Annotated in this window: 15 protein-coding genes and 2 riboswitches; of the genes, 11 read left to right on the top strand and 4 right to left on the bottom strand. The window is 73.1% G+C overall.

The window, feature by feature from the left end; all coding sequences use genetic code 11:
• Positions 1-135: 135 nt before the first annotated feature.
• The 3 genes from ACH4U7_RS17680 to ACH4U7_RS17670 are packed head-to-tail and all read left to right on the top strand — an operon-like array spanning position 136 to position 4,183.
• Entirely contained in the window at positions 136-963 is an 828-nt protein-coding gene (locus ACH4U7_RS17680; protein ID WP_398528806.1) for an enoyl-CoA hydratase family protein, read from the top strand.
• On the top strand, positions 960-3,626 hold the full coding sequence (locus ACH4U7_RS17675) for a bifunctional salicylyl-CoA 5-hydroxylase/oxidoreductase (protein WP_398528805.1): 2,667 nt from the start codon (positions 960-962) through the stop codon (positions 3,624-3,626). The genes ACH4U7_RS17680 and ACH4U7_RS17675 overlap by 4 nt, the downstream gene beginning before the upstream one ends.
• A gap of 8 nt (positions 3,627-3,634) precedes the next feature.
• Positions 3,635-4,183, top strand: coding sequence for a DinB family protein (locus ACH4U7_RS17670; protein ID WP_398528804.1), 549 nt, complete (start codon positions 3,635-3,637; stop codon positions 4,181-4,183).
• A 30-nt stretch (positions 4,184-4,213) separates the two neighbouring features.
• On the opposite strand, the gene ACH4U7_RS17665 is transcribed toward ACH4U7_RS17670, so the two are convergent.
• Positions 4,214-5,056 carry a PaaX family transcriptional regulator C-terminal domain-containing protein gene (locus tag ACH4U7_RS17665; RefSeq protein WP_398528803.1) on the bottom strand — a complete coding sequence of 281 codons (843 nt, stop codon included), beginning with the start codon at positions 5,054-5,056 and terminating at the stop codon, positions 4,214-4,216.
• A 29-nt stretch (positions 5,057-5,085) separates the two neighbouring features.
• A complete protein-coding gene (locus tag ACH4U7_RS17660) occupies positions 5,086-6,783 on the bottom strand; it encodes an AMP-binding protein (protein WP_398528802.1) in 1,698 nt (565 codons plus the stop codon).
• A 138-nt stretch (positions 6,784-6,921) separates the two neighbouring features.
• Between ACH4U7_RS17660 and ACH4U7_RS17655 the strand changes: the two genes are divergently transcribed.
• From ACH4U7_RS17655 to ACH4U7_RS17640, 4 genes are all read left to right on the top strand, one after another.
• Entirely contained in the window at positions 6,922-8,046 is a 1,125-nt protein-coding gene (locus ACH4U7_RS17655) for an acyl-CoA dehydrogenase family protein (RefSeq protein ID WP_398528801.1), read from the top strand.
• A gap of 68 nt (positions 8,047-8,114) precedes the next feature.
• Positions 8,115-8,516 carry a RidA family protein gene (locus ACH4U7_RS17650; RefSeq protein WP_398528959.1) on the top strand — a complete coding sequence of 134 codons (402 nt, stop codon included), beginning with the start codon at positions 8,115-8,117 and terminating at the stop codon, positions 8,514-8,516.
• A gap of 59 nt (positions 8,517-8,575) precedes the next feature.
• A riboswitch (cobalamin riboswitch) is annotated at positions 8,576-8,727 on the top strand.
• A 36-nt stretch (positions 8,728-8,763) separates the two neighbouring features.
• Complete coding sequence (locus tag ACH4U7_RS17645; protein WP_147998663.1) at positions 8,764-8,985, top strand: CbtB-domain containing protein; 222 nt, start codon at positions 8,764-8,766, stop codon at positions 8,983-8,985.
• A 22-nt stretch (positions 8,986-9,007) separates the two neighbouring features.
• On the top strand, positions 9,008-9,772 hold the full coding sequence (locus tag ACH4U7_RS17640) for a CbtA family protein (RefSeq protein WP_398528800.1): 765 nt from the start codon (positions 9,008-9,010) through the stop codon (positions 9,770-9,772).
• A gap of 38 nt (positions 9,773-9,810) precedes the next feature.
• Here the strand turns inward: ACH4U7_RS17640 and ACH4U7_RS17635 are convergent, their stop codons facing one another.
• The gene (locus ACH4U7_RS17635; protein WP_398528799.1) at positions 9,811-10,389 is read right to left on the bottom strand and encodes a histidine phosphatase family protein; all 579 of its coding nucleotides are present in this window, start codon (positions 10,387-10,389) and stop codon (positions 9,811-9,813) included.
• Positions 10,390-10,484: 95 nt separating this feature from the next.
• Positions 10,485-10,699, top strand: a riboswitch (cobalamin riboswitch).
• 53 nt (positions 10,700-10,752) lie between these two features.
• On the opposite strand from ACH4U7_RS17635, the gene ACH4U7_RS17630 reads away from it, so the two are divergent.
• The 3 genes from ACH4U7_RS17630 to ACH4U7_RS17620 all read left to right on the top strand — a co-directional run bounded on the left by ACH4U7_RS17630 (position 10,753) and on the right by ACH4U7_RS17620 (position 13,711).
• Positions 10,753-11,811, top strand: a complete 1,059-nt coding sequence (locus tag ACH4U7_RS17630) for an ABC transporter substrate-binding protein (RefSeq protein ID WP_398528798.1) — start codon at positions 10,753-10,755, stop codon at positions 11,809-11,811.
• Positions 11,808-12,821, top strand: a complete 1,014-nt coding sequence (locus tag ACH4U7_RS17625; RefSeq protein ID WP_398528797.1) for a FecCD family ABC transporter permease — start codon at positions 11,808-11,810, stop codon at positions 12,819-12,821. The genes ACH4U7_RS17630 and ACH4U7_RS17625 overlap by 4 nt, the downstream gene beginning before the upstream one ends.
• A gap of 92 nt (positions 12,822-12,913) precedes the next feature.
• Positions 12,914-13,711, top strand: coding sequence for an ABC transporter ATP-binding protein (locus ACH4U7_RS17620; RefSeq protein ID WP_398528958.1), 798 nt, complete (start codon positions 12,914-12,916; stop codon positions 13,709-13,711).
• A gap of 35 nt (positions 13,712-13,746) precedes the next feature.
• Here ACH4U7_RS17620 and ACH4U7_RS17615 read toward each other — a convergent pair whose 3' ends face one another.
• Complete coding sequence (locus ACH4U7_RS17615) at positions 13,747-15,276, bottom strand: UDP-N-acetylglucosamine 1-carboxyvinyltransferase (RefSeq protein WP_398528796.1); 1,530 nt, start codon at positions 15,274-15,276, stop codon at positions 13,747-13,749.
• 229 nt (positions 15,277-15,505) lie between these two features.
• On the opposite strand from ACH4U7_RS17615, the gene ACH4U7_RS17610 reads away from it, so the two are divergent.
• On the top strand, positions 15,506-16,492 hold the full coding sequence (locus tag ACH4U7_RS17610) for a hypothetical protein (RefSeq protein ID WP_398528795.1): 987 nt from the start codon (positions 15,506-15,508) through the stop codon (positions 16,490-16,492).

Raw genomic sequence — 16,492 nt, 5'->3', positions numbered from 1 at the left:
CACTCACTTGACGGGGTGCGGCCTCTCCGGCGGTTCTCCTGCCCGTATTTATCGCGCACTCGTGACGATAGTCACAGTCGGGTGATAACTTCGGAGGGCAGGCACCAGCCGCCCGGCTCAAGGAGGCCCTGGCCCATGAGTCCGTTCACCGGCTCCGCGACCGGGACCAAGGAGTGGCGCCATCTGCGCCTGACCCTCGACGCCGGAGTCGCGACCGTCACCCTCGCCCGTCCCGAAAAGCTCAACGCGCTCACCTTCGGCGCCTACGCCGATCTGCGCGACCTGCTCGCCGAACTGTCCCGCGAGGGCTCCGTACGGGCCCTGGTGCTGGGCGGGGAGGGCCGCGGCTTCTGCTCCGGCGGCGACGTCGACGACATCATCGGCGCCACCCTCGCCATGGACACCCGTCAGCTGCTCGACTTCAACCGTATGACCGGGCAGGTCGTACGCGCCCTGCGGGAGTGCCCCTTCCCCGTCGTGGCCGCGGTGCACGGGGCCGCGGCGGGCGCCGGCGCGGTGCTGGCCCTGGCCGCCGACTTCCGGGTCGCCGACCCGTCGGCGCGCTTCTCGTTCCTGTTCACCAAGGTCGGGCTGTCCGGCGGCGACATGGGTGCCGCGTATCTGCTGCCGCGCGTGGTGGGCCTCGGGCACGCCACCCGGCTGCTGATGCTCGGCGAGCCGGTGAGCGCGGCCGAGGCCGAGCGCATCGGGCTGATCAGCAAGCTCGTCGACGAGGGCCGGGCGGCGGCCGAGGCCGCGGCGCTGGCCCGGCGCCTCGCCGACGGGCCCGCGCTCGCCCTCGCACAGACCAAGACGCTGCTCACGGCGGAGCTCGACATGCCGCTCGGCGCTTCGATCGAGATGGACGCGGCCACGCAGGCGCTGCTGATGAACAGCGCGGACTACGCCGAGTTCCACGCCGCGTTCACGGCTCGGCGCCCGCCCGGCTGGCAGGGCCGATGACCCAGCCGCCCCGGCCAACTCAGCCGGCTCAGCCGCCCCGGCCGCCCGAGCGGGCCGAGCCGACGCCGCCGTCCGAGCGGGTTCAGCGGGCGCAGCCGCCCCGGCCGCCCCGGCGGCCTCCGCAACCCGAGCGGGCCGAGCCGACCCAGCGGGCCCAGCCGACTCCGTCGACCCAGCCGCCCCAGGGGGCGCAGCCGCCGCCTCAGCGGGCGCAGCGGACTCCGCCGCCCCCGCTGACCGAGGCCCCCGTCGGCCAGGCGCGCGCCCGGCCGCCGCAGGTCCCGCGGCCCGCCCGGGCGCCGCAGGCCCTGCCGGGCGGGCGGCTGTCGCCGCCCCAGCGGCCCAGGGCCCGCCCCCTCCGGATCGCCGTCGTCGGCGGCGGACCCGGTGGCCTGTACGCGGCCGCGCTGTTGCGCCGGCTCACCCCCGCGCCCGAGGTCACCGTCTGGGAGCGCAACGCCCCCGACGACACCTTCGGCTTCGGCGTCGTCCTCTCCGACGAGACCCTCGGCGGCATCGAGCACGCCGACCCCGCCGTTTACGCCGCCCTGCGCGAGGACTTCGTCCGCTGGGACGACATCGATGTCGTGCACCGCGGACGCACGCTGACCTCGGGCGGCCACGGCTTCGCCGCCCTCGGCCGGCGCCGCCTGCTGCGGATCCTGCACGAGCGCTGCCGCGCCCTGGGCGTCCGGCTCAACTTCCGTACCCACGCGCCCCCCGCCGCCGAACTGGCCCGCTCGTACGACCTGGTGATCGCCGCCGACGGGGTGCACAGCGCGACCCGCCAGGACTGCGCCGACGTCTTCGGGACCCGGCTGACCACTCACCGCTGCCGCTACATCTGGCTCTCCGCCGACTTCGCCTTCGACGCCTTCCGCTTCGAGATCGCCGAGACCGAACACGGCGTGCTGCAACTGCACGGCTACCCCTACGCACCGGACGCCAGCACCGTCATCGTCGAGGCCCGCGAGGAGGTCTGGCGCCGGGCCGGACTGGACCGGCTGGACGAGCGGGAGTCCACGCGGCGTTGCGCCGAGCTCTTCGCCGACGCCCTCGGGGGCCGCCCGCTGCGCGGCAACCGCTCCCAGTGGACCGCCTTCCGTACGGTCGTCAACGAGCGCTGGTGGCACGGGAACACGGTGCTGCTCGGCGACGCCGCGCACACCGCGCACTTCTCGATCGGCTCCGGCACCAAGCTCGCCATCGAGGACGCCGTGGCGCTCGCGAACCATGTCGCGAGCCATCTCGCCAACCACCCCGGGGGCCATCGCGCGGGCCACTTCGCGGACCACCGCCAAGAGCGCTCCTCGGTGTCCGAGGCATTAGCGGCGTACGAGGCCGAGCGCCGCCCGGCCGTCGAGTCGACCCAGCGCGCGGCCCGCGCCAGCCTGGAGTGGTTCGAGAACCTGTCGCTGTACGTGGACCAGCCGCCCCGCCGGTTCGCCTTCAACCTCCTCACCCGCAGCCGCCGGATCACCCACGACAATCTGCGGCTGCGCGACGCAGCCTTCGTGACGGCGGTCGAGCGCGAGGCCGAGCTGCCCCCGGACACCCCGCCGATGTTCACCCCCTTCCGGCTGCGCGGACTGACGCTGCGCAACCGCGTGGTCGTCTCGCCCATGGACATGTACTCGGCCCAGGACGGCACGCCCGGCGACTTCCACCTCGTCCATCTGGGCGCGCGGGCGCTGGGCGGCGCGGGCCTGGTGATGACGGAGATGGTGTGCGTCAGCCCCGAGGGCCGTATCACCCCCGGCTGTACGGGCCTGTACGCCGACGCGCACGCCGCCGCCTGGCGCCGGGTGGTCGACTTCGCGCACGACGCCTCCCCGGGCACGGCCCTCGGCGTCCAACTCGGCCACAGCGGCCGCAAGGGCTCCACCCGGCTGATGTGGGAGGGCATGGACGACCCCCTCCCCGGTGGCAACTGGCCGCTGGCCGCTCCCTCCCCGCTGCCCTACCGCCCCGGCGTCAGCCAGGTCCCCCAGGCCCTGGACACCGCCGGGCTCGCCGCCGTCCGCGAGCAGTTCGTCGCCGCCGCCCGGCGCGCCGCCCGCGCCGGCTTCGACCTCCTCGAACTCCACTGCGCCCACGGCTATCTGCTCTCCAGCTTCCTGTCCCCGCTCACCAACCACCGCACCGACGCCTATGGCGGCACCCTCGCGGCCCGGCTGCGCTATCCGCTCGAAGTCTTCGACGCCGTCCGGGAGGTGTGGCCCGCCGACTCCCCGATGACGGTCCGCATCTCCGCCACCGACTGGGCCGAGGGCGGTACGACCGCCGATGACGCGGTAGCCGTCGCGGCCGCCTTCGCCGCCCACGGCGCGGACGCCGTCGACGTCTCCACCGGCCAGGTCGTCCCCGACGAGCGCCCCGACTTCGGCCGCTCGTACCAGACCCCGTACGCCGACCGGATCCGCAACGAACTCGGCGTCCCCGTCATCGCGGTCGGGGCCATCTCCTCCTGGGACGATGTGAACTCCCTGCTGCTGGCGGGCCGCGTCGACCTGTGCGCACTCGGCCGCCCCCATCTCTACGACCCGCACTGGACCCTGCACGCCGCCGCCGAACAGGGCTACACCGGCCCCGGCGCGCCCTGGCCGCTCCCGTACCGCGCGGGCAGCCGCAGACCCCCGACGGGCCGCGCCGATGGACGATGATGAGCGGCATGACGATACGCAGAAGGGCCGAGCTGTTCGTCCCCGAGGAGCAGGACCGCAGGCTCGACGCCCGTAGGACCGGTGACGAACGGGGCGTCCTCGTCGACTTCCTGGCCAAGCAGCGGGCGACCCTGGAGCTGAAGTGCGCGGGCGTGGAGGACGCGTTGTCCCAGCGCTCGGTGGAGCCCTCCACGCTCTCGCTGCTCGGACTGGTCCGGCATCTCGCCGATGTGGAGCGCCGCTGGTTCCGGCGGGTCATGGCCGGGCAGGACGTGCCGTTGCTCTTCTCCACCGAGGACAACCCCGACCAGGACTTCGACGGCGCGGTGCCCGGTCCGGCGGTCGTCGCGGAGGCGTGGGAGGCCTGGCGCGCGGAGGTGGCCTTCGCCGAGCGCTTCGTCGCCGAGGCACCCGACCTGGACATCACGCGCGACGACGGGTGGCTCGGGGCGGTTTCGCTGCGCTGGGTCATCATCCACATGATCGAGGAGTACGCCCGGCACAACGGCCACGCCGACCTGCTGCGGGAGCGGATCGACGGCGCGATCGGCGTATGAGGCAAGGCGTTCGGCGTCAGGTGTCAGGTGTCAGGCGCGCGTCGCCGTCAGCACCTCCCGTACGTACCCGGCGCCCGCGTCGTACAGCCGGTCGTGCAGCGCCGTGAACACCTCCGCCGCCCGGACGCCGGGCCAGGCCCGCGGCAGCAGCGCGGGCGGCAGGCCGGGGTCGGCGTAGGGGAGGAAGCGCCAGGAGTCCAGGGCGAGGACGTAGTCGCGGTAGGCCTCCTCGGGGTCCGGTATGGCGCGTCCCGCCCAGCGCTCCAGCACCGGTTCCTGGGCGTCCAGGTAGGCGCGGTGCAGCTTCGCCAGCTGCTCCAAGTCCCACCAGCGGCGCACCGCCCGCTCAGTCGGCTCGAAGTCCGCGTGGGCGCCGCGGAAGAGGTCGACGTACGGGGAGAGTTCGAGGCGGGCCAGGGTGTGGCGGGTCTCGTCGTAGAGGTGTTCGGGGGCGAGCCACACCCCGGGCGCGGCGGTGCCGAAGCCGAGCCGGGCCAGCCGCGAGCGCAGCAGATGCCGCTTGTGGCGCTCCTGTTCGGGGACCGAGAAGACGGCGAGCAGCCAGCCGTCCGTATTCTCCTCCGCCCCCGGGCGGCCGTAGATGCGGCGGTCGCCGTCGTCGAGCAGCTGGCGGGCGTCCTCGGAGAGCGCGTATCCGGCGGCCCCGGCGTCCGTGCGGTCGGCGACCAGCAGCCCGCGCCGCTTGAGGCGGGAGACGGCGGACCGTACGGAGGGCGCGTCCACGCCCACCGCGCCCAGCAGCCGGATCAGCGCGGCGATGGGGACGGGTCCGGCGGGGCGGTCGGCGCCGCCGCGGCCGTAGGCGCCGTAGAAGGTGACGATCAAGGAGCGAGGGGTGGGCTGGCCGGTCACGCGCTTACTGTAAGGCGCCGCTCGCACCTCTACTTCCCGCGCTGCGCTGTCCCGTCCCGCAGCAGATAGCGCTGGAGCTTGCCGGTGGGGGTGCGGGGCAGGGCGTCCAGGAAGACGAACTCGCGCGGGCACTTGTACGGGGCCAGCTCGGCGGCGATGAACTCCCGCAGCGCGGCTTGCCACGCGGCGGTAGCCGCATGTTGATCACAGCCGTCCGTACTCGTGACGCCCGGCCTGAGCACCACATGTGCGACCACGACCATGCCCCGCCGCTCGTCCGGCCGCCCGGTCACCGCGGCTTCCACGACATCCGGGTGACGCAGCAGCGCCTCCTCGACCTCGGGGCCCGCGATGTTGTACCCGGCCGAGATGATCATGTCGTCGGCGCGCGCCACGTACCGGAAGTAGCCGTCCGGGTCGCGGATGTAGGTGTCTCCGGTGAGGTTCCAGCCGTCCCGTACGTACTCGCGCTGCCGCTCGTCCGCCAGATAGCGGCAGCCCGTGGGCCCACGCACCGCGAGCAGCCCGGGTCGGCCGTCCGGAACGGGCTGCAGCCCGGCGTCCGCGTCTGTGCTTCCGAAGTCCACCACCCGCGCCTCGAACCCCGGCACCGGGACCCCGGTCGTGCCCGGCCGGATCGCGTCGTCGGCGGCGGAGATGAAGATGTGCAGCAGCTCGGTCGCCCCGATGCCGTTGATGATCCGCAGCCCGGTCGCCCGTTGCCATGCGTGCCAGGTGCCGGCGGGCAGGTTCTCGCCGGCCGAGACGCAGCGGCGCAGCGAGGAGGTGTCGTACGCGCCGCCGTCCGGCGCCGTGCCGTCCAGCCGACCCAGCATCGCCCGGTAGGCGGTCGGCGCGGTGAACAGCACGGAGATCCGGTGGCGTGCGATATCGGCCAGCAGCCGCTCCGGGCCGCCCCAGTCGGACAGCAGCGCGGAGGCGCCCGCGCGCAGCGGGAAGACGACCAGGCCGCCGAGGCCGAAGGTGAAGCCGAGCGGAGGGCTGCCCGCGAACACGTCCTCGGGGCGGGGCCGCAGCACCTGCGCCGAGAAGGTGTCGGCGATGGCCAGCACATCGCGGTGGAAGTGCATACAGCCCTTGGGCCGCCCGGTCGTCCCCGAGGTGAAGGCGATCAGCGCCACGTCGTCGGCGGAGGTCTCCACCGCCTCGTACGACGCGGGCGCGGTGGCCGCGAGCCGCAGCAGATCCTCGGGGCCGTCCCCGCCGTAGTACGTCGTCCGCAGCCCCGGCACCCCGGCCTTCACCAGATCGTCCGCGCACCGTACGTCGCACAGAGCGTGCCGTACCCGGGCCAGCTCGCAGATCGTCGCCAACTCCCGGGCCCGGTGGGCGGCCAGCACGGTCACGGCGACCGCCCCCGCCTTCAGCACCGCCAGCCAGCAGGCGGCCAGCCAGGGCGAGGTGACCCCGCGCAGCAGCACCCGGTTGCCGGGCACGACGCCGAGCGCGCCGGTGAGGGTGTGCGCGATCCGGTCGACGTGGGCGCGCAGTTCGCCGTACGTCCACACCTCGCCCGTCGCGGCGCGCACCGCGACCCGGTCGGCGCCGAACCGCTCGACGGTGCGATCCAGCAGCTCGGCGCCGCAGTTGAGGCGGTCGGGGTAGGGCGGTCCTGGCAGGTCGAGGCGGAAGGCGGGCCACTGCTCGGCGGGTGGCAGATGGTCCCGGGCGAAGGTGTCGATGTGCGCCGAAGGCCTGAGCTCCATCGAGGACGCGCCCCCTATGCCTGCCCGGGCATACGCCCGGTGTTCGCACATGCCGTGCCTGAAGTCGCCTTGCCAGCGTAACGTGATGGTGACGACAGTCAACAGACCGCGATAAACACTCCAATGGGAGGGTGACCGGTGCCGTCGTTCGCACTTGATCCGAAGCAGCGCCGCTGGTGCGCCGGGGTCCGGTCCCTCGCCCGCGACCTGCTGCGCCCGCTCGCCGAGAGCGGCCCGCCAGGCCGGGTCAACCGGCCGCTGACCGCCGCGCTCGGCGAACTCGGCCTGCTGCGGCGGCTGTTCCCCGACGACGGGCCGGTGCGCGCCCTCGACCTGTGCCTGCTGCGCGAATCGCTCGCCCGGGAGTGCACGGAGGCCGAGACCGCGCTCGCCCTCCAGGGTCTTGGCGGCTACCCGATCGTGCTCTCCGGCAGCCCCGAGCAGTACGCGCGCTGGATGCCCGAGGTCCGGGCGGGCCGCGCGGTCGCCGCGTTCGCGCTCAGCGAGCCGCAGGCCGGCTCCGACGCCGCCGCGCTCGGCCTGCGGGCCGACCCCGACGGGGCGGGTGGCTGGCGGCTGGAGGGCGAGAAGTGCTGGATCTCCAACGCCCCGGAGGCCGACTTCACCGTCGTCTTCGCCCGCACCACCCAGGGCGCGGGCTCGCGCGGCGTCACCGCCTTTCTCGTCCCCGCCGACCGGCCGGGGCTCAGCGGCGAGCGTCTTGACATGCTCAGCCCGCACCCCATCGGCAGCCTCACCTTCGACGGCGTCCCCGTCACCCGCGAGGACGTCCTGGGCGCGCCCGACAAGGGGTTCGGGGTCGCCATGCGCACCCTCAACCTGCTGCGGCCGAGCGTCGGCGCGTTCGCCGTCGGCATGGCCCAGGCCGCGCTCGACGCGTCCGTGGCCCACGCCGGGGAGCGCACCGCATTCGGCGGGCCGCTGAAGGACCTTCAGGCCGTCTCCCACCAGCTCGCCGAGATGGCCACCCGCACCGAGGCCGCCCGCCTCCTGGTCTACGCGGCCGCCACCGCGTACGACGAGGGCGCGCCGGGCATCGCCAGGAGCTCGGCGATGGCCAAGCTCCTGGCCACCGAGACCGCCCAGTACGTCGTGGACGCCGCCGTACAGATCCACGGTGCGCGGGCGCTGCGCCGCGGGCATCTTCTGGAGCACCTGTACCGCGAGGTGCGCGCGCCCCGGATCTACGAGGGCGCGACCGAGGTCCAGCGCACGATCATCGCGAAGGAGCTGTACCGGTGACCGAGCCGCAAGAGCCGCAAGAGCCGCAAGAGCCGCAAGAGCCGCAAGAGCCGCAAGCGTCGTCCGAACTGTCCACGCTGCTGCGCACCAACCCGCCCGAGCTCTCCCCGCCCACCGGCTTCAGCCACGCCGTCACGGCCACCGGCGGCCGTCTGGTCTTCCTGGCGGGTCAGACGGCGCTGGACGGCGCGGGCGCGGTCGTCGGTGCCACGCTTCCGGCCCAGTTCCGGCGCGCACTGGCCAACCTGCTCACCGCCCTGACCGCGGTCGGCGGCACCCCCGCGGACCTGGCCCGGCTGACCGTGCACACCACCGACGTCGCGGCCTACCGCGCGTCCGCCCCCGAACTCGGCCGCATCTGGCGGGAGCTGGCGGGCCGCGACTACCCCGCGATGGCGGTCATCGGCGTCGTCCGGCTGTGGGACGAGGCGGCGATGGTCGAGCTGGACGGCATCGCGGTGCTGCCGTAGCGGCGCGCCCGCCCATCGTTCCGCTCGTCACACCGGTTGGTGCGGTATTGGCCAGGCCCGCGCCACGCGGTACCGTCGGTGCGATATCGACGACGGCAAGACGGAAGCCGGTGGGAACCCGGCACGGTCGCGCCACTGTGAACGAGACGTTCCACACGATCCAAGGGACGTCTTGTGAGTCAGACCCGTAGCCGTCGTCCAGTGCACCACCGAAATGGGACGCGAACTCCCTTAAGGAGGCCCTGCCATGGCGCAGCATGTCGCACAGCCGACCGCCACCACCCCCGCTCTCCCCGCCAAGCTGCCGATCGGTGCGATCGTCCCGTGGGCGGTGTTCTTCGGCATCCTGATGCTGGTCCTGCTGTACTTCGTCGGCGCCGAACAGGGCGCCACCTCGGTCGTCTCCGGCGAGGACGTCCACGAGTGGGTGCACGACGCCCGCCACCTGCTCGGTTTCCCCTGCCACTGACGCCAGGGACGCCGACACCCTCATGAATTCCGCAACGGTACGGAACCTGCTCGTCCGTGGCATGCTCGCCGGCCTCGGGGCCGGCGTGCTCGCCCTGATCGTCGCCTATCTCCTCGGGGAACCGAATGTCGACAAGGCGATCGGCTTCGAGGAGTCCCACGCCCCGGCGCATGAGCACGAGGTCGAACTCGTCTCCCGCAGCCTGCAGTCCACCGCCGGCCTGGCCACCGGTGTTCTGATCTACGGGGTCGCCTTCGGCGGCATCGCCGCCCTCGCCTACTGCTTCGCCCTGGGCCGCATCGGCCGCTTCACCCCGCGGGCCACCGCGCTGCTGCTGTCCGGCTGCGCCCTGCTCGCGGTCTACGTCGTGCCGTTCCTGAAGTACCCGGCCAATCCGCCCGCCGTCGGTGACCCCGACACCATCTCCCAGCGGACCAATCTGTATCTGCTGATGATGGTGGGCAGCGTGCTCCTCGCGATCGCCGCGACCATCCTCGGCAAGCGGCTCGCCCCGAAACTGGGCACTTGGTACGCCACCGTAGCCGCGGTGGCCGCCTTCGCCCTGCTGATCGGCCTGGCGTTTGCGTTTCTGCCGGCCGTCAACGAGGTGCCCGCCGATTTCCCGGCCACCGTGCTGTGGCGGTTCCGGCTCTCCGCGCTGGCCGTCCAGGTCACCCTGTGGGGAGGCTTCGGGCTGGTCTTCGGCGAGTTGGCCGAGCGCCTGCTGAGTCCCAAGCCCGCCACCAGGGCCCCGGCATCGCCGGTGGCCGCCCCCAGCCGACCGTGATCCGACCGTCGCCCTGACCTCACCGGTCGGGGCCCTCTTCAGGGGCGGTCGAGTGGCCGCCCCAGCCCGAGGTTCCAGCGTCCGGCCCGTCCGCTGATCCCGGTCACGGTCAGCGGCGGCACGTCGGCACGCCAGAAGGCCGCCGCGGGCGCGCCCAGCACATGCACCACCGCGGCCCGCACCACGTCCGGCTCCACCACGGCGAGCGTATGGCCGTCCGTCAGCGACGCCGCGTCGAGCCACCGTCCGATCCGCAGGCACAGGTCCCGTACCGACTCCCCGCCGTGGGGCGCGGCCGCCGGGTCGGCCAGCCACCGGGCCACCGCCTCCGGTTCGGCGGCACCGACCTCGTCGAGGGCGAGGCCCCGCCAGCGGCCCGCGTCCAGACCGGCCAGCTCCGTACGGGGCTCGGCCACGCCGAGTCCCAGCGCGGCGGCGGTCTCCCGGCAGCGCAGGCTGGGGGAGGTGACGGCGCGGGCGGCCGAGGGCAGCGCCCCGGCCACGGCGCGGGCCCGCGCCGCGCCGCCGTCCTCAAGAGGGGTCGTGCCGTCGTCGAACCGGGCCTGGCGCAGCGATGGACTCATCGCGGCTGAGATGAAGGTGACGCGGCTGGTCACGCGCTCGCTCCTCCTACCTGTGCCATGGGCGGTACGGCACATACGTAACCACCGGTGGGCCCGCACCTGCCACACATCCGACCGCAGGCCGGGCTTGATAGCCTCTGGGGGCCAGTCGAGCCACATCCGAGGCCAGGGAATCCGGTGCGAATCCGGAACTGACGCGCAGCGGTGAGGGGGACGGGCGGGGCACAGCATGCCACTGGGAGGGGAACGGGCCGGCCGAAGGGCGGGCGCGGGACCGTGCCGGGAAGGCGCCTCGTCCGGGCGAACCCGAGTCCGAAGACCTGCTGGCACCTCCGCGCCCCGGCGGGGAGGCCGTCCGTAGGCCAGGCTCCGCGTACGAGCCCCGACCACCGAGGCATGCCCGTGCTGCTCCGTACCGCTCTCCGTCCCGCGGCTCTGCTGCTCGCTCCCGCCCTTCTGCTCACCGCGTGCGGTGGCTCGGGAGGCGGTGCCGAGGGCGCCGGGAAGTCCGCCGGCTCGACCGGTTCGGGCTATCCGCGCACCATCGACAACTGCGGCCGCAAGGTCACCCTGAAGTCGGCCCCCGAGCGGGCCGTCTCCCTCAACCAGGGCACCACGGAGATCCTGCTCTCCCTCGGCCTCGCCGACCGTATGGCCGGTACGGCGACCTGGACGGACCCGGTGCTGAAGGGCCTGGAGAAGGCCAACGCGTCCGTGCCGCGGCTGGCGGACAACGCGCCCTCGTTCGAGAAGGTGCTGGACGCCGACCCCGACTTCGTCACCGCCTCGTTCGTCTCCACCCTCGGCAAGGGCGGCGTGGCCACCCGTGAGCAGTTCGAGAAGCTGGGCGTGCCCACGTATGTCTCGCCCTCCGACTGCTCGGCGGGCAAGGACAACGACAGCGGCGGCGACGGATCGCGCTCCACCCCGCTCACCCTCGACAGCGTCTACGGCGAGATAGCCGACCTGGCCCGGGCGTTCGGGGTGGCGGAGCGGGGGAAGAAGCTCATCGCGGAGCTGAAGGGGCGGGTGAGCAAGGCCACCGCCGGGCTCGACGCCTCCGATGTCTCCCTCATGTACTGGTTCGCCAACTCCCAGTCGCCCTACCTGGCCGGCTGCTGCGGGGCGCCGGGCGCGATCACCCGGGCGGTCGGCGCGGAGAACGCCTTCGCCGACACCCACGACGAGTGGCCCCAGATCAACTGGGAAACCGTCGCCGACCGCGACCCCGACGTCATCGTCCTCGGCGATCTGACCCGTAAGCAGCAGACCGCGGAGACCGCCCAGGCCAAGATCCGTTTCCTGGAGAGCAACCCCGCCACCCGCAACCTGACGGCCGTGAAGAAGAAGCGGTACGTGCTGCTGAGCGGGCAGTCGATGAACCCGTCCATCCGCACGGTCGAAGGGATCGAGAAGGTCGCCGCGGGGCTGCGCGACTTCGGGCTCGCCGAATGAGCGCCCGTACGCTGCTGCTGACCGGCGGCGGGGTGGCCGCGCTGCTGATGTCGGTCGCCGTCGCGGTGACGATCGGACCCGCCGACATCTCCACGGGCGATGTGTGGGCCTCCGTCGCCGCACACCTCGGCGTGGGCGAGAGCACGCTGACGCCGCTGCGCGACGGCATCGTGTGGAATCTGCGGATGCCGCGCACCCTGCTCGCCGCCGTATGCGGGGCCGGGCTTGCCGTATGCGGGGCGGTGATGCAGTCGTTGCTGCGCAATCCGCTGGCCGATCCGTTTGTGCTCGGGGTGTCCTCCGGCGCGTCCACGGGGGCCGTCGCGGTGGTCGTGCTCGGGGTGGGCGGGGGAGCCGTGTCGCTGTCCGCGGGCGCCTTCCTCGGCGCGCTGCTCTCCTTCGCGCTGGTGCTGCTGCTCAGCCACGCCCTGGGCGGCAGCACGGACCGGGTCGTGCTCTCCGGGGTGGCCGCCATGCAGCTGTTCTCCGCGCTGACCTCGTTCACCGTGCTGACCTCCGCCGACGCCGACACCACCCGGGCCGTGCTGTTCTGGCTGCTCGGCTCGCTCACCGGCGCCGGCTGGGGGCAGGTGCTGCTGTGCGCCCTCGTCCTGGCCGTGGTCCTCGCCGTCTGCCTCGGATACGCCCGCACTCTGGACGCGTTCGCCTTCGGCGACGAGGCCGCGGCCGGACTCGGCGTCCGCGTCGCCCGTACCCGTCTGGTGCTGCTCTCGGCGACCGCGCTGCTCACCGCCGCCCTGGTCAGCTGTGCCGGGGCGATCGGCTTCGTAGGCCTGGTCCTCCCGCACGCCACGCGCGCCCTCACCGGCGCCGGCCACGCCCGCCTGCTGCCCGTCACGGCGTTGACCGGAGCCGTCTTCCTGGTGTGGGTGGACACCCTCGCCCGCACCGCCCTCGATCCCCAGGAGGTCCCGGTGGGCGTGGTGACGTCCCTCATCGGCGTACCGGCGTTCGTGGCCGTGCTCTACCGCGGCCGGAGCAAGGCATGACGGCCCTGCCGGAGCGGGACATGACCGGCCGAGCGGAGCAAGACATGACCGGTCGACCGCAGCCAGGCATGACCGGCCGAGCGCAGCCAGGCATGACCGGTCTGCGCGCGGACCGGGTCAGCCGCCGCACCGCCGACAAGGTCATCGTCGACGGCCTCACCCTCACCCTCGGCCCCGGCGAGACGGTCGGCCTGCTCGGCCCCAACGGCTCGGGCAAGTCGACGCTGCTCAGACTGCTCGCGGGCGTCCTCGCCCCCACCGCCGGGGTCGTCACCCTGGACGGGCGCCCGCTGCCGGAGGTCGGCCGCCGCGCCACCGCCCGGCGTATCGCCACCGTCGAACAGCACGCCCACACCCAGACCGAACTGACCGTCCGCGACGTCGTGGCCCTCGGCCGGATCCCGCACCGCCGCGCCTGGACCCCGCCCACGGCGGCCGACGCCGAGGCCGTCACCGCGGCCCTGGCCCGCACCGGACTGACCGACCGGGCCGCCCAGTCCTGGCACACCCTGTCCGGCGGCGAACGCCAGCGCACCCAGATCGCCCGCGCCCTCGCCCAGGAACCCCGCGAACTCCTGCTCGACGAGCCCACCAACCACCTCGACATCCAGCACCAACTCGACCTGCTGGAACTGGTCGCGGGCCTCCCGGCCACCACCGTGATCGCCCTGCACGACCTCAACCTCGCCGCGATGTACTGCGACCGGCTGCTGGTCCTCCGCGACGGCCGCGCCGTCGCGGAGGGCACCCCGGCCGAGGTCCTGACTCCCGCCCTCATCGAGCAGGTCTACGCCGTCCGCACCGAGGTCACCACCGAACCCGGCCACCCCGTGATCCGCTTCCTGCGCCGCGGTGCCGGAGGGGCCCAACCGTCGGCCCGGCCCGCCTGATCGACGGGCCGGGGCGGTTGGGGCACGCCGGCCGATCAGATGTCCCGGAAGATCTCGATCTGCGCGCCGATCGAGTTCAGCCGCTCCGCCAGGTCTTCATAACCCCGGTTGATCACATACACATTGCGCAGCACCGACGTCCCCGGCGCCGCCATCATCGCCAGCAGCACCACCACCGCGGGGCGCAGCGCCGGCGGGCACATCATCTCGGCCGCCCGCCACCGCGTCGGGCCCTCGACCAGTACCCGGTGCGGGTCGAGGAGCTTGACGTGGGCGCCGAGGCGGTTCAACTCGGTGAGGTAGATGGCCCGGTTGTCGTAGACCCAGTCGTGGATCAGCGTGGAGCCCTGCGCGGACGCGGCGATGGCCGCGAAGAAGGGCACGTTGTCGATGTTGATGCCGGGGAACGGCATCGGGTGGATCTTGTCGATGGGCGCCTGGAGCTTGGAGGGCCGTACGGTCAGGTCGATCAGCCGCGTACGGCCGTTGTCCGCCGCGTACTCGGCGCTGCGCTCGTGGTCGAGGCCCATCTCGTCCAGTACGGCCAGTTCGATCTCCAGGAACTCCACCGGCACCCGCCGGATCGTCAGCTCCGACTCCGTGACCACCGCGGCGGCCAGCAGGCTCATCGCCTCGACCGGGTCCTCGGACGGGGCGAAGTCCACGTCCCGGTCGATATCGGCGAGGCCGTGCACGGTGAGCGTGGTGGTCCCTATTCCTTCGACCTTGACCCCCAACTCCTCCAGGAAGAAGCACAGATCCTGGACCATGTAGTTGGGGGAGGCGTTGCGGATCACGGTGACGCCGTCGTGCCGGGCCGCGGCCAGCAGCGCGTTCTCGGTGACGGTGTCGCCGCGCTCGGTCAGCACGATCGCGCGGGTCGGGGACACCTCGCGGTCCACCCGCGCGTGGTACATCCCGTCCGTGGCGGTGACTTCGAGGCCGAAGGGGCGCAGCGCGGTCATGTGGGGCTGCACGGTGCGGGTGCCGAGGTCGCAGCCGCCCGCGTACGGGATCTTGAACTGCCGCATACGGTGCAGCAGCGGGCCGAGGAACATGATGACGCTGCGGGTACGGCGGGCGGCCTCGGTGTCCATGGAGTCGAGGTCCAGTTCGGCGGGCGGCACGATCTCCAGATCGGCCCCGTCGTTGATCCAGCGGGTGCGGACGCCGATGCTGCCCAGCACCTCCAGGATGCGGTAGACCTCCTCGATCCGGGCGACCCTCCGCAGGGTCGTACGGCCCGAGTTGAGCAGCGTGGCGCACAGCAGAGCGACGCATGCGTTCTTGCTCGTCTTGACGTCGATGGCGCCCGAGAGACGCCGGCCGCCGACGACCCGCAGATGCATCGGCCCCGCGTATCCGAGCGAGACGATCTCGCTGTCAAGGGCCTCGCCGATCCTGGCAATCATCTCAAGACTGATGTTCTGGTTGCCTCGCTCGATGCGATTGACCGCGCTCTGGCTGGTGTTGAGCGCTTCCGCGAGCTGCGCTTGGGTCCAGCCGCGATGCTGGCGGGCGTCGCGGATGAGCTTGCCGATACGGGAGAGGTAGTCGTCAGTCATACGGCAGAGGCTATCTCAAATATGAGATGCGTGCGCGACGGGGGTGGCGTTCGGGTGAGGGGCCGGCCGGCACCCTGCCCGGCAAACCAGTTGTTCTAATTGAATGCGAACAACTACGATGCGAACAGCTGATACGCGAACGGCTCAGCGAACAGCTCGGCGAACGACTCAGTGAACGACTCGGCGCACGCCGCGCCCGACCCACGGCGGCAGCTCACAGGAGGCATCCGTGCATCAACCGCTACGTCGCACCTTGGTGGTCGCCCTCCCCTTCGCCCTCGCCTGCGCCGCCGTCCTCACGACGTACGCGGCCCTGCGCGACCGGCTCCCCGACCCGCTCGCCACCCACTTCCCGGCGAGCGGCAAGGCCGACGGCTTCTCCAGCGCGGGCTCCTTCGTCGGGGTGGCCCTGACCCTGCTCGGGGTCCAGGGGGCGGTCTTCGCCGTCCTCGTGCACCGCTCGAGCCGGGGCAGCCGGGGCATCGGCTCGCTGCGCCTGATGGCCGCGTTCGCGTACGGGGAGTCGGGGCTGCTGGGCTACCTCTTCCCCGCCACGCTCTTCGCCAACGCCGACGTCCCCGACGCCGCCGACGTCCGCCTCCCCATGTGGCAGCTGGCCGTGGCCCTGGCCTGCGCGCTGCCCGCCGCGGCGCTGGGCTGGCTGCTGGCCGGGGCGGACGCCACGCCCGCCGACGAGCCCGCCGAAGAGCCGCACCGCCTGCCGCTCCGCGAGAGCGAGGTCGCCAGCTGGACCCGCACCGTCACCTCACGCGTGCTGCTCGGCGTCGGGCTGGCCCTCGCGTGCGTGGGCGCGGTGCTGGCCTTTACGGTGAGCCCAGGAAGCGGGCTGCCGATGGCCGTGATGGGGGTGATCGCCGTGTTGCTGTCCGGCTGCCGGGTCACCGTCGACCGGCGCGGCCTGACCGTGTCCCCGCCCGTCGTCCGGCTGCCCCGGCTGCGGGTGCCGCTCGGCCGTATCGAGGAGGCCACCAGCCGACAGGTGAGCGCGTACGACGACTTCGGCGGCTGGGGCTACCGGATCAGGGCGGGGCGCAGCGGCCTGGTGCTGCGCTCCGGGGACGCGCTGTGTCTGCGGCTGACCACCGGCAAGGAGTTCGTGGTGACAGTGGACGACGCCCGCACCGCCGCGGCGCTGCTCAACACGCTCATCGACCGGGCGGCCCGCGGCGCTGGCCGCCCCGTGGACGCGAGCTGA

This window comes from Streptomyces sp. NPDC020845, assembly GCF_044334165.1.
Classification (GTDB): Bacteria; Actinomycetota; Actinomycetes; order Streptomycetales; family Streptomycetaceae; genus Streptomyces.
The sequence above is the reverse complement of the archived record's forward strand: the minus strand, read 5'-3'. Positions and strand labels throughout refer to the sequence as shown.